At 68.0% G+C, this 19,767-nt stretch carries 18 protein-coding genes and 1 riboswitch; of the genes, 2 read left to right on the forward strand and 16 right to left on the reverse strand.

All coding sequences use genetic code 11. The annotated features are described in order from the left end of the window. Positions 1-92: 92 nt before the first annotated feature. Both HWX87_RS20720 and HWX87_RS20725 read right to left on the reverse strand, forming a co-directional pair. Complete coding sequence (locus tag HWX87_RS20720; protein WP_176048914.1) at positions 93-1,235, reverse strand: branched-chain amino acid ABC transporter substrate-binding protein; 1,143 nt, start codon at positions 1,233-1,235, stop codon at positions 93-95. A gap of 419 nt (positions 1,236-1,654) precedes the next feature. Then, the gene (locus tag HWX87_RS20725) at positions 1,655-2,734 is read right to left on the reverse strand and encodes a nitronate monooxygenase (protein ID WP_176048915.1); all 1,080 of its coding nucleotides are present in this window, start codon (positions 2,732-2,734) and stop codon (positions 1,655-1,657) included. Positions 2,735-2,957: 223 nt separating this feature from the next. On the opposite strand from HWX87_RS20725, the gene HWX87_RS20730 reads away from it, so the two are divergent. Both HWX87_RS20730 and HWX87_RS20735 read left to right on the forward strand, forming a co-directional pair. Next, the gene (locus HWX87_RS20730; protein WP_176048917.1) at positions 2,958-3,650 is read left to right on the forward strand and encodes a dienelactone hydrolase family protein; all 693 of its coding nucleotides are present in this window, start codon (positions 2,958-2,960) and stop codon (positions 3,648-3,650) included. An 81-nt stretch (positions 3,651-3,731) separates the two neighbouring features. After that, on the forward strand, positions 3,732-5,210 hold the full coding sequence (locus HWX87_RS20735; protein ID WP_176049246.1) for an amidase family protein: 1,479 nt from the start codon (positions 3,732-3,734) through the stop codon (positions 5,208-5,210). Positions 5,211-5,304: 94 nt separating this feature from the next. On the opposite strand, the gene metF is transcribed toward HWX87_RS20735, so the two are convergent. The 14 genes from metF to cheY all read right to left on the reverse strand — a co-directional run bounded on the left by metF (position 5,305) and on the right by cheY (position 19,748). Beyond that, positions 5,305-6,135 carry a methylenetetrahydrofolate reductase [NAD(P)H] gene (metF, locus tag HWX87_RS20740; RefSeq protein WP_059232685.1) on the reverse strand — a complete coding sequence of 277 codons (831 nt, stop codon included), beginning with the start codon at positions 6,133-6,135 and terminating at the stop codon, positions 5,305-5,307. A 34-nt stretch (positions 6,136-6,169) separates the two neighbouring features. Next, entirely contained in the window at positions 6,170-6,523 is a 354-nt protein-coding gene (locus tag HWX87_RS20745) for a phage holin family protein (protein ID WP_006477367.1), read from the reverse strand. 101 nt (positions 6,524-6,624) lie between these two features. Then, entirely contained in the window at positions 6,625-8,043 is a 1,419-nt protein-coding gene (gene ahcY, locus HWX87_RS20750; RefSeq protein ID WP_176048919.1) for an adenosylhomocysteinase, read from the reverse strand. A 32-nt stretch (positions 8,044-8,075) separates the two neighbouring features. Then, positions 8,076-8,203: riboswitch (S-adenosyl-L-homocysteine riboswitch) on the reverse strand. 87 nt (positions 8,204-8,290) lie between these two features. Continuing rightward, complete coding sequence (locus tag HWX87_RS20755; protein WP_176048920.1) at positions 8,291-9,025, reverse strand: RNA polymerase sigma factor FliA; 735 nt, start codon at positions 9,023-9,025, stop codon at positions 8,291-8,293. Positions 9,026-9,047: 22 nt separating this feature from the next. Then, the gene (locus HWX87_RS20760) at positions 9,048-9,866 is read right to left on the reverse strand and encodes a MinD/ParA family protein (protein ID WP_176048922.1); all 819 of its coding nucleotides are present in this window, start codon (positions 9,864-9,866) and stop codon (positions 9,048-9,050) included. Continuing rightward, positions 9,859-11,634, reverse strand: coding sequence for a flagellar biosynthesis protein FlhF (flhF, locus tag HWX87_RS20765; RefSeq protein WP_176048924.1), 1,776 nt, complete (start codon positions 11,632-11,634; stop codon positions 9,859-9,861). The genes HWX87_RS20760 and flhF overlap by 8 nt, the downstream gene beginning before the upstream one ends. After that, positions 11,631-13,730, reverse strand: coding sequence for a flagellar biosynthesis protein FlhA (gene flhA / locus HWX87_RS20770; protein ID WP_176048925.1), 2,100 nt, complete (start codon positions 13,728-13,730; stop codon positions 11,631-11,633). The genes flhF and flhA overlap by 4 nt, the downstream gene beginning before the upstream one ends. After that, positions 13,727-14,944 carry a flagellar biosynthesis protein FlhB gene (gene flhB, locus HWX87_RS20775; RefSeq protein ID WP_176048927.1) on the reverse strand — a complete coding sequence of 406 codons (1,218 nt, stop codon included), beginning with the start codon at positions 14,942-14,944 and terminating at the stop codon, positions 13,727-13,729. Before flhB ends, flhA begins: the two co-directional genes overlap by 4 nt. Positions 14,945-15,264: 320 nt before the next feature. Next, positions 15,265-15,645 carry a DUF805 domain-containing protein gene (locus HWX87_RS20780; RefSeq protein WP_176048929.1) on the reverse strand — a complete coding sequence of 127 codons (381 nt, stop codon included), beginning with the start codon at positions 15,643-15,645 and terminating at the stop codon, positions 15,265-15,267. Positions 15,646-15,944: 299 nt separating this feature from the next. Then, complete coding sequence (locus HWX87_RS20785; RefSeq protein ID WP_176048931.1) at positions 15,945-16,442, reverse strand: VOC family protein; 498 nt, start codon at positions 16,440-16,442, stop codon at positions 15,945-15,947. A gap of 161 nt (positions 16,443-16,603) precedes the next feature. Next, on the reverse strand, positions 16,604-17,839 hold the full coding sequence (locus tag HWX87_RS20790; RefSeq protein ID WP_176048933.1) for a DUF3443 family protein: 1,236 nt from the start codon (positions 17,837-17,839) through the stop codon (positions 16,604-16,606). A 16-nt stretch (positions 17,840-17,855) separates the two neighbouring features. Further along, positions 17,856-18,359, reverse strand: coding sequence for a DUF2844 domain-containing protein (locus HWX87_RS20795; protein WP_124456924.1), 504 nt, complete (start codon positions 18,357-18,359; stop codon positions 17,856-17,858). A gap of 260 nt (positions 18,360-18,619) precedes the next feature. Then, entirely contained in the window at positions 18,620-19,351 is a 732-nt protein-coding gene (gene cheZ / locus HWX87_RS20800) for a protein phosphatase CheZ (RefSeq protein ID WP_176048934.1), read from the reverse strand. A 1-nt stretch (position 19,352) separates the two neighbouring features. Further along, positions 19,353-19,748 carry a chemotaxis response regulator CheY gene (gene cheY / locus HWX87_RS20805; RefSeq protein ID WP_006485893.1) on the reverse strand — a complete coding sequence of 132 codons (396 nt, stop codon included), beginning with the start codon at positions 19,746-19,748 and terminating at the stop codon, positions 19,353-19,355. Positions 19,749-19,767 lie beyond the last annotated feature (19 nt).

Genomic DNA, 19,767 nt, shown 5'->3' on the forward strand with positions numbered 1-19,767 from the left:
CGAGCGGCGCGAGCGGCCCGGGCGGCCAAAAAGAAAGCGCGCATGCGTTGCCGCATGCGCGCTTTCACCCCTTCTGTCGACCGCTTGTCGCGTTACATCTTCACTTCGTCGAGCAGCGACTTCTTGCCGCCCTTGTAGTTGTACAGCGAGATCACGCCGTGCTGCAGGTCGCCCTTCGAGTCGAAGGTCGTCGTGCCGATCACGCCCGAGTAGTTCGTCGCCGGCATCGCGGCGAGGATCTTCGCCGGATCCGTCGAGTTCGAGCGCTTCATCGCATCGACGATGATGTACACGGCGTCATACGTGAACGGTGCGTAGATCTGGATCGGCTGGCCGAAGCGCTTCTCGTACTTCGCCTTGAACGCTGCGCCGCCCGACATCTTCTCGAGCGAAGCACCGGCTTCCGAGCACACCACGTTGTCGGTCGCGTCGCCGGCCAGGTCGGCCAGCTTTTCCGTGCACACGCCGTCGCCGGCGAGGATCTTCGCGCGCAGGCCGAGCTGCTTCGCCTGTTTCGCGAACGGGCCGCCAGTGGCGTCCATGCCGCCGTACATGATCGCGTCCGGATTCTCGCCCTTGATCTTGGTCAGAATCGCGCGGAAGTCGACGGCCTTGTCGTTCGTCGCGTCATGCGACATCACCTTCAGGCCGAGCGCCTTCGCCTTCTTCTCGAACTCGTTCGCGAGACCCTGGCCGTAGGCGGTCGAATCGTCGACCACCGCCACGCTCTTGATACCCTTCGAGTGCGCGTAGTTCGCCAGCGCCGGGCCCTGTTGCGCATCGGTCGCGACCACGCGGTACGTGGTCTTGAAGCCTTGCTGCGTGTAGGCCGGGTTGGTCGCCGACGGCGAGATCTGCACGATGCCCGCATCGCTGTAGATCTTCGAGGCAGGGATCGACGTGCCCGAGTTCAGGTGGCCGACCACGGCGACGACCTTGTCGTCGACGAGCTTCTGCGCAACCTGCGTGGCCTGCCGCGGGTCGGCCGCGTCATCCTGCGGGTCGAGTTGCAGCGTGATTTTCTGGCCGCCGACCGTGAGACCCTTCGCGTTGATCTCTTCAACTGCGAGACGTGCGCCGTTTTCGTTGTCCTTGCCCAGGTGTGCAATACCGCCCGTCAAGGGCGCGACGTGGCCGATCTTGACGACTTGATCGGCGGCCGCGTTGCTTGCAGCTGCAACGCACAGCATCGCCGCGGCGGTGATCGGCAACAGCTTTTGCATCTTGATATTCATGTAAGTCTCCAGTTTCGGTCCCAATAAAACGCCATCGCCCGGTGCCCCGCTGCCATCCCTGTGTTTGCAATCACTGGACGATTCGCCGGTTGCATCGTTCATGCACTTGGCCTCAAGCACGTGAAAACAGCCGCTTTTAGCAGCCACCCGTCCGTACTTGCGCGCAAGTGTAGGTGATCAAATTAATTTGTGGGACTTTTTTGGGGTAGTGGTAACACTACTGATATGCGCACTTTGGAATGACTACTCGAATATCGCCGCAAGCCCCGCCGGATAAGGGTTTCCGCTAATTCAAGGCGGCCCGCCGAAAGGTCGTTTCAAAAGATTCCCGGGTCATTTCGATTCGGTATTTTGTGCCCGGGATCATTGAATGAAACGCGCGTGACAACACGCGCGTTTCGTCGTCCGATATGAACGATTCAGGCGGCCGATGCACGCCATTCGGCATCGAGCGCCGCGACGAGCTGCGCCGTCGTCAGCGCGTCGCCGCGCCGCCGCGCAAGCGGCGCACCCTGCCCGGCCCACAGCGACAGGTAGTCGCCGTCGTTCGCGCGCGCGGCGGCCTGGCGCAGCGGCTGCGTCAGCGCGTTCTGCACCGGGTACGGCGCGACGTCGGCCACATGTTCACCGAGCCGCGCCATCAGCGTGTTGCGCAACCCGCGCGCATGGCGGCCGGTGATCGCCCGCGTGACCTGCGTCGACGTATCGGTGCTCGCGAGCAGGCGCGCCTTCCAGTCCGCCGCGATCGCGCTTTCCATGCAGGTGAGGAACGCGGTGCCGAGCTGGGCGCCCTGCGCGCCGAGCGCGAGCGCGGCCGCGATCCCGCGGCCGTCCATGATGCCGCCCGCGGCGAGCACGGGCAGGCCGGTCGCGTCGACGAGCTGCGGCACGAGCGCGAGCGTGCCGATCAGCGCATCGTCGGCGGAACCGATGAACGTGCCGCGATGGCCGCCCGCCTCGGCGCCCTGTGCGGACAGCGCGTCGGCGCCGGCCGCTTGCCACGCGAGCCCTTCGGCCACGTGCGTCGCGGTACCGATCACATACGTGCCGGCCGCCTTCAGGCGCGCGACGTCGGCCGCGTCGAGCACGCCGAACGTGAAGCTTGCAACGGGTACGCGCAGCGCGACGAGCGCATCGAGTTGCGCGCGGAAGTCGGGCGCGTAGCGGGCCGGCGCGGCGCCCGGCGGCAAGCCGAGCGCCGCGTTCAACGGGTCGATCGCGGCCAGGGCCCGCGCGACGGTCGCCGCATCGGGCGTGGCGTCCGGCAGCACGAACAGGTTGACCGCGAACGGGCGATCGGTGGCCGCGCGAATGGCGTCGACTTCGGTGGCGAGGCGCTCGGGCGCGAAGGCGGCGGCGCCGAGGCTGCCGAGCGCGCCGGCGTTCGATGCGGCGGCGACCATCGCGGTCGTGGTCGCGCCGACCATCGGCGCCTGCACGAGCGGCAGGCGCAGGCCGAAGCGTTCGGAAAAGGGGGTGGAAAACAGACGGGCAGACATGGCGAATCCTTCGATGACGATGCGCGAAAGCGCTTTGTAAAGGCCGACACATCGACTCTATCGAAGCAGCGCAGCGCCGAAAAATGAATAATCGAGATCGAAACGATCGCTGCGCGAGAAGCAGGCGCGCGCCCTGCATCACCAGACGATTGATGGCACACTAGGCCGCCCTCTTTCACCCCGGGGTGCGCATCGCGCCCCCCGTTCGCCAGGAGTTCAGAACGTGACTGCCCAATGGATCGACATCCCGACCGGTAACGACAGCTTCGGTGGCTATCTCGCGCTGCCCAAGCGCGGCAAGGGCCCTGCCGTCATCATCATCCAGGAGATCTTCGGTGTGAACTCGCACATCCGCGCGGTCGCCGACCAGTACGCGTCCGACGGCTTCGTCGCGCTCGCGCCGGACGTGTTCTGGCGCACGCAGCCGCGCGTCGAGCTGACCTACGAAGGCGCGGATCGCGACAAGGGCATCGAGCTGATGAAGAAGACCGACGTGGGTCTCGCGGTTGCCGACATCGGCGCGGCAGCCGACGCGTTGCGCGCGCGCCCCGAAGTGGCCGGCAAGGTCGCCGCGATCGGCTACTGCTTCGGCGGCCAGCTCGCGTACCGCTCCGCCGCGACCGGCAAGCTCGACGCGGCGGTGTCCTATTACGGCGGCGGCATCCAGAATGCACTCGACCTCGCCGGCAAGGTCACGCAGCCGATCCTGTTCCACTACGCGGAAAACGACCACGGCATCCCGCTGACGGCCGTCGACGACGTGAAGGCCGCGTTCGCCGGCCACGGTCACGCGTCCTTCCACGTGTACCCGGGCGCCGAGCACGGCTTCAACTGCACGGACCGCGCGTCGTACAACCAGCGCGCATCGGCGCTCGCGCATGGCCGCACGCTGACGTTCCTCGCCGAGCACCTGTAATCGTGCGCGGCCGCGGGCCCGATGCACCGGGCCCGCGTTATGCTCCCATCATCGCCACGAGTCACAACGGGGGTGACTGCGATGCACTCGGACTATCTCGCGCATGACGCGATCGGCCTCGCGACGCTCGTGCGCGACCGCAAGGCCAGCCCGCGCGAACTGCTCGACGCCGCGATCGGCCAGGCCGAAGCCGTCAACGGCGCGATCAACGCGATCGTGCTGCAGGACTACGAAGCCGCGCGCCAGCGCGCGACCGCCACGCCCGAACCCGGCGCCGATATGCCGTTCGCAGGCGTGCCGTACCTCGTCAAGGATCTCGGCGCAGCCGTCGCCGGGCTGCCGCTGTCGATGGGCAGCCGGCACTACCGGTATTTCGTGCCGGCCGACGATTCGCCGGTGATCGCGCGCAGCCGCGCGGCGGGCCTGAACGTGTTCGGCAAGACCAACACGTCGGAAATCGGCCAGATGCCGTACACCGAACCCGAGCTGTTCGGCGCGTGCCGCAACCCGTGGAATCTCGACCACACGCCCGGCGGCTCGAGCGGCGGCGCCGCGGCAGCCGTCGCGGCCGGCATCGTGCCGCTCGCACATGCATCCGACGGCGGCGGCTCGATCCGCATCCCCGCATCGTGTTGCGGGCTGTTCGGCCTGAAGCCGAGCCGCAACCCGGTGCTCGTCGACCTGCCGTCGAACGGCGAGCTGGTCGTCCAGCATGCGGTATCGCGCAGCGTGCGCGACAGCGCGCTGCTGCTCGACGTGACGACCGGCCAGACGCTGCCGCCCGGCGCGTCCGGCACCTTCCTCGGCGCGCTCGACACGCCGCCCGGCCCGCTGCGGATCGGCCTCGTCGTCGATCCGATGCTCGCGCCGGCACTCGCCGACGACACGCGCGCCGCGCTCGACGATGCGGCCGCGCTGCTCGAATCGCTCGGCCATCACGTCGAATCGGCCACGCTGCATGTCGACTACGCGCGCGCGGCCGAAACCTTCCTCACGCTGTGGGCGACGATCGCCGAGGAAATGGTGCTCGGCGCGCGCGAGTTGACCGGCCGCACGCCGCGGCGCGGCGAATTCGAAGCCGCGACGTGGGCGATGGCCGTGGTCGGCCGGCGGCTCGCACGCACGCGCCTGCCGGACGTGCTCGAATGGCAACGTCAGTTGACCGTGCAGGTTTCCGGCCTCGTGTCGCGCTACGACGCGATCCTGTGCGCGTCGCTCGCGGCGCCGCCGGTGAAGATCGGCGAGCTGCAGCCGACGCCGTTCGAATCCGCGCAGATGAAGCTGCTTGCCGCGCTGCCGGTGAAGCCGCTGCTGAAGGAAATGCTCGCGAAATCGTCGGAGAAGGCCTTCGCGTGGGCCGGCTGCACCGAGCTGTTCAACCTGACCGGCCAGCCGGCGATGTCGGTGCCGCTGTACTGGAATGCGCGCGGGTTGCCGATCGGCGTGCAGTTCGCCGCGCGCCACGCCGACGAAGCGTTGCTGCTCAAGCTGGCACGGCAGCTCGAACAGGCGCGGCCGTGGTTCGACCGCCGCCCGCCGCTGATGCAGGCGCAGCGCTGACGCGCGCAAGCGCTTGCGCCCGCCGTCACGAACGAAAAAAAGCCCCGCCGGCGAACCCGGCGGGGCTTTTGCGCATGCAACTGCGCGACCGCGCTTACACGACGAGCCGTTCGCAGATCGTCCGCGTGGCGGTCGCTGCGTTCAGCGTATAGAAGTGCAGCCCCGGCACGCCCGCATCGATCAGGCGCTGGCACAGGCCCGTGACGACGTCCGCGCCGAACGCGCGGATCGACTCGCGATCGTCGCCGAAGCTTTCGAGCCGGCGCGCGACCCAGCGCGGCACTTCCGCGCCGCACATCTCGGAGAAGCGCATCAGCTGCGAGAAGTTCGTGATCGGCATGATGCCCGGCACGATCGGCACGTCCACGCCCAGCTTGCGCGCATCGTCGACGAAGCGGAAATACGCGTCGGCGTTGAAGAAATACTGCGTGATCGCGGAATTCGCGCCGGCTTTCACCTTGCGCGCGAAATTCTCGAGATCGGCCTTCGGCGAGCGCGATTGCGGGTGGTACTCCGGATAGCCGGCGACTTCGATGTGGAACCAGTCGCCATGCTCGGCGCGGATGAAGCTGACGAGCTCGGACGCATAGCGCAGCTCGCCGACCTCGCCCATCCCCGACGGCAGGTCGCCGCGCAGCGCGACGATGTGCCGGATGCCGTGCGAGCGGTACTGGTCGAGGATCGCGCGCAGGCTGTCGCGCGACGAGCCGATGCACGACAGGTGCGGCGCGGCCTCGAGGCCGTCCTTTTGCATGTCGAGCACGGTATCGAGCGTGCCCTGCTGCGTCGAGCCGCCGGCGCCGAACGTCACGGAGACGAATTTCGGCTTCAGCGGCAGCAGCTGCGCACGCGTCGCGCGCAGCTTTTCGACGCCGTCCGCCGTCTTGGGCGGGAAGAATTCAAACGAAAGTTCGATCGGTTTCATGATTCGATGGGGTTGGGCCTGCGCCCGCCGGCCCTCAGCCGATGTCGCGCTGGCCGAAGATCAGGGCGGACAGCAGCCACGACACGATGCTGTACAGGATCGAACCGAAGAACGCGGACCAGAATCCCGACACCTCGAAGCCCTTCAGCAGCGACGACGCGAACCAGAAGCACAGCGCGTTCACGACGAGGATGAACACCCCGAGCGTGACGATCGTCACGGGCAGCGTCAGCAGGATCAGCACCGGACGGATCACCGTGTTGATCAGGCCCAGCACGACCGCGATGATCAGCGCGGTGCCGAAGCTCTTGATGTGGATCGACGGCACGAGATACGTGATGATCAGCAGCGCGAGCGCGTTGATGACCCAGGTGAGGATGACGCTCATGGAGTGCTCCGGTTCGGTTGTCGATCTGTACGATCAGCGGCCGCCGCCGCACCGTGTGCCCCGTAGCGGGGCGCGCACGGCGCGGCGGCGGCCGCGACGCATCAGTAGCGGTAGTGGTTCGGCTTGAACGGGCCGTCCTTCTGCACGCCGATGTACGAAGCCTGCTCGTCCGACAGCACGGACAGGTTCGCGCCGATGCGCGCGAGGTGCAGGCGCGCGACCTTTTCGTCGAGATGCTTCGGCAGCACGTACACCTTGTTCTCGTACTCGTTGCCGCGCACGAACAGCTCGATCTGCGCGAGCGTCTGGTTCGCGAACGAGTTCGACATCACGAACGACGGGTGGCCGGTCGCGCAGCCGAGGTTCACGAGGCGGCCTTCCGCCAGCAGGATCACGCGCTTGCCGTCCGGGAAGATGATGTGGTCGACCTGCGGCTTGATGTTTTCCCACTGGTACTGGCGCGTCGACGCAACGTCGATTTCCGAGTCGAAGTGACCGATGTTGCAGACGATCGCGTTGTGGCGCATCGCCTTCATGTGGTCGTGGCCGATCACGTGGAAGTTGCCGGTTGCCGTCACGAAGATGTCGGCCTTGTCGGCCGCGTATTCCATCGTCACGACGCGGTAGCCTTCCATCGCCGCCTGCAGCGCGCAGATCGGATCGATTTCGGTGACCCACACGGTCGCGCCCAGGCCGCGCAGCGACTGCGCGCAGCCCTTGCCCACATCGCCGTAGCCCGCGACGACCGCGACCTTGCCCGCGATCATCACGTCGGTCGCGCGCTTGATGCCGTCGACCAGCGATTCACGGCAGCCGTACAGGTTGTCGAACTTCGACTTCGTGACCGAATCGTTCACGTTGAACGCCGGGAACGGCAGGCGGCCGTCCTTTTCCATCTGGTACAGGCGGTGCACGCCGGTCGTGGTTTCTTCGGTCACGCCCTTGATGTGCGCGAGGCGCGTCGAGTACCAGGTCGGGTCCGCGTCGAGGTGCGTCGCGATCGACTTGTACAGCGCGACTTCTTCCTCGTTGGTCGGCTTCGCGATCACCGAACGGTCCTTCTCGGCCTTCGAGCCGAGGATCAGCAGCAGCGTTGCGTCGCCGCCGTCGTCCAGGATCATGTTCGCGAATTCGCCGTTCGGCCATTCGAAGATGCGGTGCGAGAACTCCCAGTATTCGTCGAGCGACTCGCCCTTGAACGCGAACACCGGCGTGCCGGCTTCGACGATCGCGGCCGCCGCGTGATCCTGTGTCGAGAAGATGTTGCACGAGGCCCAGCGAACGTCCGCGCCGAGCGCCTTCAGCGTCTCGATCAGCACGCCCGTCTGGATCGTCATGTGCAGCGAACCGGCAATGCGCGCGCCCTTCAGCGGCTGCTGCGCCTTGTATTCGTCACGGATCTGCACGAGGCCCGGCATTTCGGTCTCGGCGATGTTGAGTTCCTTGCGGCCCCAGCCGGCCAGCGCCATGTCGGCGACGACGTAATCGTGGGAAGCCTTGGAATCGATAATGGCGTTCATCACGCCCTCCTTTCTAAAAAGTTTCTAGATTGGTGACGTGAGCGCCGTTCAGGAAGCGGGGCCGGCGCGACAACACGCTGAACGCGCGCCGCACGGCTGCTTGGTGAAGCCTTCCGAGCCTGGCGGACGCAGATGGTCCGTCGCAACGCTCCTCGGAAAACGGAGGGGATTGTAGCAAATCGGCGCGCGGAATGCGCGAGCACGGCACAAGCGCGCGGCGTCGGCGCGCATGGCCGCCCTGAAAGGGTCAGGACTCCGCGCCGACCCAGGCCTGTTCGCGCAGCCGCGCACGCAGGCGCGCGACGGCCTGGCTGTGCAGCTGGCACACGCGCGACTCGCTCACCTCGAGCACCGCGCCGATCTCGCGCAGATTCAGACCCCGTTCGTAGTACAGCGACATCAACAGCTTCTCCCGCTCCGGTAGCCGCTCGATCGCCTCGACGAGCGCCTCGCGCAGATGCTCGTCGAGCAGCGACGACAGCGGATCGGCGTGATCGACGCGATAGCGGTCGAGAAACGGCTCGTCGTCGGCCGCGCGGTCGAAATCCTCATAGTAGATGAGCTGGCTGCCGTGCAGGTCCTGCAGCATCCCCTGGTATTCGTCGAGCGGCATCTTCAGGTGCTCGGCGATCTCGGTCTCGCTCGCCGAGCGGCCGAGATGCTGCTCGACCTGGTGCACCGCGTGCTCGACCTCGCGCGACGTCTTGCGCAGGCTGCGCGGCAGCCAGTCGTTGCTGCGCAGCTCGTCGAGCATCGCGCCGCGGATACGCTGGGTCGCGTAGGTCTCGAACTGCGCGCCCTGGTCTTCCTTGTAGCGGCCGGCCGCGTCCATCAGGCCGATCATGCCGGCCTGGATCAGGTCGTCGAGGTCGACGCTCGCCGGCATCTTCGCGACGAGCTGCAGCCCGAGGCGGCGCACGAGCGGCGCATATTGCGCGAGCACGTCGGCCTGGGACATCTTTCCTTGAGCGTTGTACATCATGGCTCTCTCCTTCCGGTGGCGCTCACGCGGCGTGTGCCGCGCCCGCCTCATACGACGGCTTGCCGCCCGCGTGGACCGCGCGCCCCGCGCCCGAACGCGGGCGCATCGGCCAGTACAGCAGGTCGGCGGCAATCTGCCGGTAATCGCGCGCGGCCGCCGACGACGGAAACGCGTCGACCACCGCATGCATCAGTTCGCGCGCATGCTCGACGAGCGGATCGGCGCTCACGCAGCCCGCGTCGGCGATCGACACGGTCAGGTAGCGGCTCGCGACGCCCGCGAGGTTGTCGAAGGCCGTCTTCGCGTCCGCGTGGCTGCCGACGTGATTGGTCAGCACGCGGAACTGCGCGAACGCGTGCGCGAAATGCAGCCGCTTCATGCACGCGTACGCCTCGGTGATCGCCTGCGCGGCGACCCGCGTGACGACCAGCACGTCGTGCGCTTCGCGTGCGAGCGCCGAGAACGAACCGTCGGCGCCGAGCTGCGCGTCGACGAGGACGATGTCGGCCGGCCCGTCGATGAAATCGCTCAGCTGCGCGTCGCTGTAGCCGGCGCGCGCGAGCCGCGCCGCCGAGCACAGGCCGAAGCCGGCTGCCACCCGCGTGCGTTCGCCGTCGCGCAGCCATGCGCCCGCCAGGGTCGCGCTGGCCGAATGCACGTCGGCGCGTTCGTCGACGACGAGCACGTCCTTGCCGAGCGACGCGAGCGCCGTCGCCAGGTTCACGATGGTGGACGTGCAGCCGACACCCGCCGGCCCGCCCGTCACCGCGACGATGCGCGACGCGCGCCCGGCCAGCAGGCGCCGCAGCCCTTCGGCCTGGTCGATGATCCGTTTATCCAAATCGCACCTCGTGCAGCTCGGCGGTGGAACGTGCGGTCAGTGCGGAAAGCAGCGTCGGCATGTCCTCGTCTTGCGGCACGAAGGGGGAGCCGTCGCGCGGTACACAGAACGCGCTCTTCAGCAGGAATTTGGTCGAGGCGACGTACAGGTTCTCCGGCACCTTCTGGCCGGTCGACACGTAGTGGACCGGCAGCTTGTAGCGGATCACCGTGTCGAGCACGCCGCCGAGGTGGGTCGCTTCGTCGAGCTTCGTGAGGATGCAGCCGGCGAGGTCCGGGTGCTCGCCCGCGCTGCGGTACGCCTGCACGACTTCGTTGAGCGTGTCGCCGTGGCTCGTCGCGTTGAGCAGCAGCAGGCGCTGCACCGGTGCGTTCGCGCCATGCAGCATCGCGATCTGGTCGGACACCGCGCGGTCGCGCTGGCTCATGCCGATCGTGTCGATCAGCACGATGTGCTTGTTGCGCAGCTCGGACAGTGCGAGCGCGAGATCGCCCGCATCCTTCACCGCGTGCACCGGCACGCCGAGGATCCTGCCGAAGATGCGCAGCTGCTCGTGGCCGCCGATCCGGTAGCTGTCGGTGGTCAGCAGCGCGACCTTGCTCGCGCCGAAGCGCATCACGCAGCGCGCGGCCAGCTTCGCGGTGGTGGTCGTCTTGCCGACGCCCGTCGGCCCCATCAGCGCGAACACGCCGCCGCGCTCCATCAGCGCATCCTCGCTGTCGAGCACCGGCAGGTTCGACGCGAGCACCGACTGCGCCCATTCGGCGGCCTGCTCGAAGGTCTGCGCGCCGTCGCCGGACGGCAGGTTGTCGACCAGCATCCGCACGAGCTGCGCGGAAAAACCAGCCGCGAACAGGTGCTTCGTCAGCGCGCCGTGCACGGCGCTGCGACGCTGGCGGTCGTGCCACTTCAAGCTGTCGAACTGCTCTTCCAGCATGCCGCGCAGTTCGCCGAGTTCCTGCATCACCGTGTCGTTGACGATCCGCTCGATGCGCGACTTCACCGCATCGGCCACCGCGGCGGCCGCGTCGGCGGGCAGGCGCGTGCGCTCGGCCGTCTTCGCCGCATGCGCGGCGCTCGTGTCGGGTGCGCGGGTAGCGGCGGCCGGCATCCGGCGCTCGGCGTCGCGCACGATATCGCGCGCCCAGTCGGGCGGGGTCGCGCGCGCGGCGGCCTGCGGCGCGGGCGCGCTCGCGGGCGGCGTGGCCGGCGCCTGCGCGCGTGCGATCAGCGCGTCGCGCTGCTGCGTCAGGCGCTTCGCGTGCTCGACCAGCCACGGTGCGGGTTCGGACGCACCGGCGGCCAGCGTATCGGCGGCGGGCATACCGGCAGCGGGGCCGGCGCTCGCCGGCGAGGCCGCAACCGCCGGTGTGCCGGCCAGCGTGTCCGCGTCGATCGCCGACGCGTGCGCGCCCGCGTCGTCCGCATCGGCGCTCGCGCCGAACACCGACGAGAACACGTCCGGCAGCCCGCCTTCGCCGGCAGCGTAGGGATTGACGGCCGGGCGAGCCGGCGCGGCGCCGGGGCGCGACACGATGCCGGGCACCGCGGCGGCCGGCACGGATTCCGGCAGGCGCGGCGTGGCGACGCGCGGGCGGGCAGCCGGCGGCGTCACCGCGGCCAGGTCCGAATCGGCGAGTGCAACGATTTCGACGCTGCCGTCATCGAGCGTGCGGTTCGACAGCACGACCGCGTCGGCGCCGAGCGCCTCGCGCACGAGACGAAGTGCGTCGCGGCTCGTTGCGCCGGTGAATTTGCGAATGTTCAAGCGGAACCCCCGATGACGTTAACGACTTTGATCGTGCGTGTGTCCGGCACTTCGGCATACGACAGCACTTTCAATTGCGGAAGGCTGCGGCGCAGGAAACGCGCGAGCATCGCGCGCAGCGCGTGCTGCACGAGCAGCACGGGCGGCAGCCCGAGATTCTGTTGACGCAGCATCGCTTGCTGCGTGCCGGTCAGAAGGTTGTGCGCGAGGCCGGGCTCGAGGCCCGGGTTCGCGCCGGTGGCGAGCGCCTGCGACAGCACGCGCTCGAGATTCGCGTCGAGGCCCATCACCTGCATCTCGCCGGCGCCCGGATACCACTGCTGCGTGATCGCGCGGCCGAGCGAGAGCCGCACCGCGGCGGTGATCTCGTACGCGTCGCCACGGCCCGCGTGTTCGGACACGGCTTCGAGAATCGTGCGCATGTCGCGGATCGGCACGCCTTCCTCGAGCAGGTTCTGCAGCACTTTCTGCAGCGTCGTCAGCGAGATCGTCTTCGGCACGAGGTCCTCGACGAGCGACGGCGCGTCCTTGCCGGTGCGCTCGATGAGCGCCTGCACTTCCTGGCGGCCGAGCAGTTCGGCCGCGTGCTGGACGACCAGATGGTTCAGGTGCGTCGCGACGACCGTGCTCGCGTCGACCACCGTGTAGCCGTACACCTGCGCCTGCTCGCGCAGCGCGACGTCGATCCACACGGCCGGCAGGCCGAACGCGGGATCCTGCGTGACGGCGCCCGGCAGCGCGGCCGTCACCTGGCCCGGGTTGATCGCGAGCCACTGGCCCGGAAACACTTCGCCGACGCCGATCTCGACGCCCTTCAGCGCGATCCGGTACGCGTTCGGCCGCAGTTCGAGGTTGTCGCGGATATGGATCACCGGCGGCAGGAAGCCGATTTCCTGCGCGAATTTCTTGCGGATGCTCTTGATGCGCTTGAGCAGCTCGCCGTCGCTGCCCTTGTCGACGAGCGGGATCAGCCGGTAGCCGACCTCGAGGCCGAGCGGGTCGATCAGCTGCACGTCGTCCCAGGTCGCCTCGTGGCTGTCGGTCGGCAGCACCGCGGGCGGCGCGATGTCGGTCACGTCGCCGGCCGCCTTGCGGGCCGCCGCGCGCCGGGTCTGCGTGCGGGCCAGCCAGATCGCGCCGCCGCCGAGCCCGAGGAACGCGAAGTGCGGCATGCCGGGGATCAGCCCCATGATCACGATGATCACGCCGGTGATCGTCAGCACGCGCGGGTTCGTGAACAGCTGGCCGGTGATCTGCGTGCCGATGTCCTCGTCGGTCGCGACGCGCGACACGATCACGCCGGCCGCGGTCGAGATCACGAGCGACGGGATCTGCGCGACGAGGCCGTCGCCGATCGTCAGCAGCGTGTAGTTCGTGCCGGCCGCGGCGAACGACATGTCGTGCTGAACCATCCCGACGATCAGCCCGCCGATCACGTTGATCGCCATGATGATCAGGCCGGCGATCGCGTCGCCGCGCACGAACTTCGACGCGCCGTCCATCGACCCGTAGAACTCGGCTTCCTGCGACACGGCCAGGCGGCGCTTGCGGGCCTGATCCTCGTTGATGAGGCCCGCGTTCAGGTCGGCGTCGATCGCCATCTGCTTGCCGGGCATCGCGTCGAGCGTGAAGCGCGCGGAGACTTCGGCGATCCGCCCCGCGCCCTTCGTGATCACCATGAAGTTGATGATCATCAGGATCACGAACACGACGATGCCGACCGCGAAGTTGCCGCCGACGAGGAAGTGGCCGAATGCCTCGATCACCTGGCCGGCCGCATCCGGCCCGGTGTGGCCTTCGAGCAGCACGACGCGCGTCGACGCGACGTTCAGCGACAGGCGCAGCAGTGTCGAGAACAGCAGCACGCTCGGGAACGCCGCGAAATCGAGCGGCTTCATCGTGTACATGCTGACGAGCAGCACCATCACCGACAGCGCGATGTTGAACGTGAACAGCAGATCCAGCAGCAGCGGCGGCAGCGGCAGGATCATCATCCCCAGGATCATGCAGATGAGGATCGGGCCCGCGAGCGCGCGCAGGTTGGTCCCCGCGAACGGGTTCGGGCGCTTCCCGAGCAGGCCGGTCGGGGTGCTCATGCGGAGGCTCCTTGCTTGCCTTGATTACCTTGCTTGCCAAGCGTGTCTTCGGCTTCTTCGCGCTCGTCGCCGGCGGGCACCGACGTGCCCTTGTCGAGTTCGACCGGCACGTCGAGATCGACCGGCACTGCCGGGAACGCGCCGCCTTCCGAACGGAAGCGCTTGAGCTGGTAGACCCACGCGAGCACTTCGGCGACGGCCGAGTACAGCGAGCCGGGGATCTCGCGCTCGAGTTCGACGTTGTGATACAGCGCACGCGCGAGCGGCGGCGCCTCGAGCAGCGGCACGTTGTGTTCGGCCGCGAGTTCGCGGATGCGCGCGGCGACGAGGTTCACGCCCTTCGCGACGACCTTCGGCGCACGCATCTCGCCGTCCGTGTATTGCAGCGCGACGGCGAAGTGCGTCGGGTTCGTGACGACCACGTCGGCCTTCGGCACGGCCGCCATCATCCGGCGGCGCGCGATCGCACGCTGCTGCTGGCGGATCCGCCCCTTCACGTGCGGATCGCCTTCGTTCTCGCGATGCTCGCGCTTCACTTCTTCCTTCGTCATGCGCAACTTCTTGTTGTACTGCCAGATTTGGTAAGGCACATCGAGCGAGGCGACCACCAGCATCCCGGCGACCGTCGTGCCGCAGCACACGGCGACCAGGTGCAGCGCGTCGGGGAGCGCGACGCCGAGCGGCTGCGTCGCGAGGCCGAGGAGTTCGTCCTTGCTGCGCCAGATCGCGACGCCGCCGATCCCGCCGACGACGATCGTCTTCGCGACCGACATCCCGAGCTGGATCGGCCCCTGGATCGAGAAGATCCGGCCGAGGCCCGAGATCGGGTTCAGGCGGTCGAACTTCAGCTCGAACGTCTTCTGCGAGATCAGCCAGCCGCCGAGCGCCATCGGCGCGAGCAGCGCGGCGAGGCCGGTGAGCGCGAGGATCGGCAGCAGCGCGGTGAGGCCCTCGAGGCTCGCGCTGCCGGCCGCCGACAACATCCGGTTCGTGTCGAATGCGGTCGCGCGATCGAACGTGAACGCCCCGCGCAGCATCGTCTGCAGATGCGCGCCCGACGGGCCCGCGAGCAGCCATGCACCGTAGAACCCGGCCGCGAGCAGCGCGAACGAAGCCAGTTCGCGCGAACGCGCGACCTGCCCCTCCTCGCGCGCCTTCTCGCGGCGCCTGGGAGTGGCGGCTTCGGTCTTGTCGAGATCGCTCTCGTCTGCCACGGGGCCTCCAGTCGGGTACGGCGGAATGCCGCTTTCCAGTGACACCGATTATTCATGCAGGCGTCAAACGCCGATCGGTCGAGCAAAGCCGGGAAAGGGGGGTATTTCGGGGAATCGGGCGAACCGGCGCGAACGCGGCTGGCGCGGGGCGCAGCGACGCGCGGCAAGGCGGAAAAACATGCCGATCGGCGCGCTGGCGAGATGCCGGCCGCGGGCAGGATGCCGACGGCGGGAAGCGGGGAAACGGAGAAACGACGGGCGGGAAAGGCGGGGCATTCAGGCCCCGGCGCGACGGCGTCGCGCGCCGGGGCAGGCGTCGGTCAGACCGCCGGGATCGGATCGGCGCCGAAGCGGTTCGGGCCGTCGGTGCCGCGCGAGCACATCCACACGAGCAGCAGGATGCCGCCGACGATCGGAATCAGCGCGATCAGCAGGAACCAGCCCGAGCGGCCGGTATCGTGCAGGCGACGCACGCTCACCGCGATGCCCGGAATGATCAGCGCCAGCGAAACCAGGCAGATGATGCCGAGCAGCAACAGCGTGATCAGGCCCCCATCGCGGCCGCCCGCGCCGATGATCTGGACCACGATCGAAAGAATGACGCTCACCAGCGTGAAATACCAGTATTCGGCGCGACGCGCACGGCCTTCGAATGTCGCGTATTTATTGAGTACGGTACGAACGGCTTCGGAAAAACCCATCTTATTACCCTCCTGTTTTATATTGGCACCCCGGAAACAACGCCGGAATTATATGTTTGAATTTCGCGGGATTCCAATTCTTTTCGCTTGCGCGCCAGCCCGCCAGCTCGCTTGAGCAGCACGCCGATGCAGCGCGGGAAAGGCCGCAGCAGCATAAAGCGGGGGGCACGAATTGGCCTGTCGCGTGATTTTAATAATCTTGAAGACCTGACAGAAACGACAGCCCCCATAATCCAGCACCTGATTACAGCCGAATGAAATCCGGCACGTTCGATAATCAGTGCGTGCGCAGCATTCGATTAACCGGCCGCCGCCCGCTGCAGCACGGCGAGATCGAGCTTCTTCATCGTCATCACCTGCGCCATCACGCGTTCGGCGCGCGCGGCATCGCCGGCCATCAGTTCGGACAGTTGCACCGGCACGACCTGCCACGACACGCCGAAGCGGTCGCGCAGCCAGCCGCACTGCTGCGCGCGCTCGTCGCCGCCTTCGCCCAGGCGCGCCCAGTAACGATCGATCTCGTCCTGGTCGCGGCAGTTGACGACGAACGACACGGCCGGCGTGATCTGGAACACGGGGCCGCCGTTCAGCGCGACGAACGCCTGCCCGTCAAGCTCGAACGCGACGGTCATCACCGCGCCCTCCGCGCTGCCGGACGCGTGCGCGCCGGCCTTGCCGTAGCGCGCGACGTGCACGATGCGCGCGTTGTCGAACACCGACACGTAGAAGCCGGCCGCCGCCTCGGCGTCGCGGTCGAACCACAGGAACGGCGTGATGCGCTGGATTCGCGGGCTCATGGCGTTGTCTCCTCGATGTCGTGCCGGCACCGGTGCCGGTCTTACATCGTAGGCGCTGCGCCCGCGCATGGCGGGAATCCGGCTTGGCGCGCTCGCCCGGCCGCCGGATAAAAAAGGGGGCGATCGCTCGCCCCCTTGTTCCTGCCTGCGGCCGCGCCGCGTCAGAACGCGACGAACGGCTGCGCGCCGCCGCTCGCGGTCTTGTCCATCCCGAAGTAGATCGTCTTGCCGTAGAAGTGCGGCATGCCGATGTCGAGCCAGCTGGACGAGCCGAACGGGCCCGCGATGTCGTTGAACGCGAACGTCGACGAGTTCGAGAACAGCGAATCGGCGTTCGACACGGGCATCGTCACGGTGCCCGATGCGCCGTTCTGTCCGCTCAGCGTCGCCGAATAGCTGGTCGCGGGCGTCGGGCAGTAGAACTCCGTGTTCCGCGGGCACGTCTTCGAAACCCCGGTCGAATCGTTGAAGAAATACGCGTTCGAACCCGTATCGAAGAACGCGGTCACGTTGCGCCCCTGGAACGTCGCGCTGACGTCGCCCGTCGTGGTCGATGTCAGCACCGTCTTCCCGCTCAGGTTCGGCAGGCCGAACGTCAGCGTCCCGGTCGCGCTCGCCTGCCCGCTATCCGAGATGGCCGGCATCTGCACGCTCACGCCGTCGCTGTTCGCGAAACGATGAACCGGGTTGGCCACCTGCTGCGCCAGCGGCACGAGCGTCACCGCGCAATTCGCGTTGTCGCCGTTCGGGCACGCGTAGTAGTTGTTGCTCGACGAGGTCGACGTCGCGCAGGTCGTGCCGCAGTCGTACGGCGCCGGCCCGATGCCGAGGATCCCGTTCGCGCCGAGCGCGCCCGCCGAGTTGGCCGACGCACCGCCGTTCGTGCACGAGCTCGGCACGTTCGTCGTACCGAGGTCGCCGATGATCTGCACGGGCAGCGAGGTCGCCTGCTCGGTGCCGATCGACAGGTCGACCGTGCGCACCGACCCCCACGTATAGCTCGACACGAACTTGCCGCACTCGGCGACCGGCGCGCCGCCGCTCGTCACCTGCGGCAGGCTGCTCAGCACGCCCGACACGGCGCTGCCGACGAGCCGCAGCCCGTAGGACGCGGTATCGACCAGCACGTTGTTGACCACCTGGCAGTTCGACGTGCCCGGCACGCAGACCTTCACGCTGACGGTCGGGATGTTGATCACGCTCGCGACACCGGTGCCGACCGTGATGACGGCCGTATTCCCGCTGTTGCCGTCCGATCCGCTGTTGCCGTTGTTGCCCGAGCTGTTGCTGTTGCCGCTGCCGCCGTCGCCGCCGCCGCAGGCCGTCACGAGCACGGCCGTCGCAGCCGCGAGGCCCAGCACGCCGAGCCAGCGCTTGAATGTACGATGAATGCTCAAGATCGCTCTCCCGCTGTCACTGGATGTCGGTGCCGGCCAGGCCGGCAGGCAGTGCCGCCGGCAGCCACGCCTGGCCCGAGAACGCGCCCATATGGCCGCCCGTCCGGATCACGAGGCCGCTCGTGTCGACGGCCACGGGCGCACGCCAGCCGCGCGCCTTGTGCGCGGCCTGGACGCCTGCGGTGTACTGCGGGAAATAGCTGCCGAGCAGCGACGCGAGATCCGGCATCGTCGGCCCGCTCCAGGCGAGGCCGAACACGCTGCCGGCGGCCGACGTGTATTCGTGGATGACGGTGCCCGATCCGAGCGTGATCTCGCGGACGGTGTAGCCGGCCGTGCTTGTCTGCACGCCGTCCGCCGAACGCATCGCGCGCTGCAGCGCGCGCACGGTGGCGGCCTGATCGTCCGCGGGCGGCGACATCGGCGCGCCGCCCAGTTCAGCGTGCGCGTGGACGGCCCACAGCACACCCATTGCAGCCGTCGCATGCGCGACGGTCCAGCCCAAGCGTTTCAGCTTCACGTTCCCCCCCAAGGGACTGGCTTCGTTGCCGGCGGCGCCGCCGTCGGGCCCGCGCCGCCTGCCAACCTATGAATCGTACGAATGACGCTACATTGCTGCTGACGCGTAGTATGCCTGCTGAGTGTGGCGAAGTGTCAATTTGACGCAGGATCACGCCACGCCGCGGGGATGCGGCGCACACGGGGAAACGAGGCGGGAACGGGAAATGCGCGCATCGGGCGGCCCCGCGGGACGGGGCGCGCCGATGCGTGGCGGCAAGGTCAGAAGCCCAGGCTCGCGAGCAGGTCGTCCACCTGCCCCTGGTCCTGAACCACGTCGGATTTGCCTTCCGGCGCGATCTGCGGGCCGTTCAGCAGCGACTCGGGGCTGCCGGTCGGGCTCATCTGCTCGGCCGCGAGCGCGGCCGCGGTGGCCGCGAACTGTTCGCGCCGCTCGGGCGCGATGTTCTCGACGAGCACGGTGAGGAGCTGCTGCTCGATCAGGTAGACCATGTCCATGATCTTCTTGATCACCTGCCCGGTGAGATCCTGGAAATCCTGCGCGAGCATGATCTCGAGCAGTTGCGCGCTGGTCGCCGACGTCGATTCGGGCAGCGCGCGCAGGAACGTGCGCGTATCGTCCATCAGCGCGCGCACTTCCGCGTGCTCGATCGGCGCCGCGTACCACTGCGCCCAGCGCGCGTCGAGCGCCTCGGCCTCGTTCTGGATGCGCTCCTGCATCGGCTTCGCGACCTCGATCGCATTCAGCACGCGCACTGCAGCCTGCTCGGTCATCGTCGCGACGTAGCGCAGCCGGTCGCGCGCATCGGGCACGGCTTCCGCCGCGCGCTCGACATGCTTGTCGAGCCCGAGCTCGCGCATCGAATCGCGCAGCGTGCGCGTGACGTGGCCGATGCGCGCGAGGATGCGGTCGCTCGCGAAATCGGCGCCTTCTGGATGGCTGTCGGCGCTGAACCCCGCGCCGGCGAGCGCCGCATGGATCGGCTCGTTCACGTCAGCTCCCGGCCTTCGCCATCTTGTCGATGATCTTGTTCAGCTTCTCGTCGAGCGTCGCGGCCGTGAACGGTTTCACGACGTAGCCGCTCGCGCCGGCCTGCGCCGCCGCGATGATGTTCTCCTTCTTCGACTCGGCCGTGACCATCAGCACCGGCAGGTGCGTGAGCGTCGCGTCCGCGCGGATTTCCTTCAGCATCGCGAGGCCGTCGAGGTTCGGCATGTTCCAGTCCGAAATCACGAAGTCGTAGCCGCCGCCGCGCAGCCGCGCGAGCCCGGCCAGGCCGTCCTCGGCCTCGTCGACGTTCGAATAGCCCAGTTCCTTGAGCAGGTTGCGGACGATCCGGCGCATCGTCGGGAAATCGTCCACCACCAGGATTTTCATGCTCTTGTCCATCGTCGTTCCTTTCCAGATT

The sequence above is a fragment of the Burkholderia sp. BCC1644 genome, assembly GCF_902833225.1.
Taxonomy (GTDB): Bacteria; Pseudomonadota; Gammaproteobacteria; order Burkholderiales; family Burkholderiaceae; genus Burkholderia.

Coding starts and splice junctions, on each gene's coding strand:
- HWX87_RS20720 (WP_176048914.1), bottom strand. CDS start 1,235: ATGAATATCAAGATGCAAAAGCTGTTGCCGATCACCGCCGCGGCGATG.
- HWX87_RS20725 (WP_176048915.1), bottom strand. CDS start 2,734: ATGTCTGCCCGTCTGTTTTCCACCCCCTTTTCCGAACGCTTCGGCCTG.
- HWX87_RS20735 (WP_176049246.1), top strand. CDS start 3,732: ATGCACTCGGACTATCTCGCGCATGACGCGATCGGCCTCGCGACGCTC.
- metF (WP_059232685.1), bottom strand. CDS start 6,135: ATGAAACCGATCGAACTTTCGTTTGAATTCTTCCCGCCCAAGACGGCG.
- HWX87_RS20745 (WP_006477367.1), bottom strand. CDS start 6,523: ATGAGCGTCATCCTCACCTGGGTCATCAACGCGCTCGCGCTGCTGATC.
- ahcY (WP_176048919.1), bottom strand. CDS start 8,043: ATGAACGCCATTATCGATTCCAAGGCTTCCCACGATTACGTCGTCGCC.
- HWX87_RS20755 (WP_176048920.1), bottom strand. CDS start 9,025: ATGATGTACAACGCTCAAGGAAAGATGTCCCAGGCCGACGTGCTCGCG.
- flhA (WP_176048925.1), bottom strand. CDS start 13,730: ATGAGCACCCCGACCGGCCTGCTCGGGAAGCGCCCGAACCCGTTCGCG.
- HWX87_RS20780 (WP_176048929.1), bottom strand. CDS start 15,645: ATGGGTTTTTCCGAAGCCGTTCGTACCGTACTCAATAAATACGCGACA.
- HWX87_RS20785 (WP_176048931.1), bottom strand. CDS start 16,442: ATGAGCCCGCGAATCCAGCGCATCACGCCGTTCCTGTGGTTCGACCGC.
- cheY (WP_006485893.1), bottom strand. CDS start 19,748: ATGGACAAGAGCATGAAAATCCTGGTGGTGGACGATTTCCCGACGATG.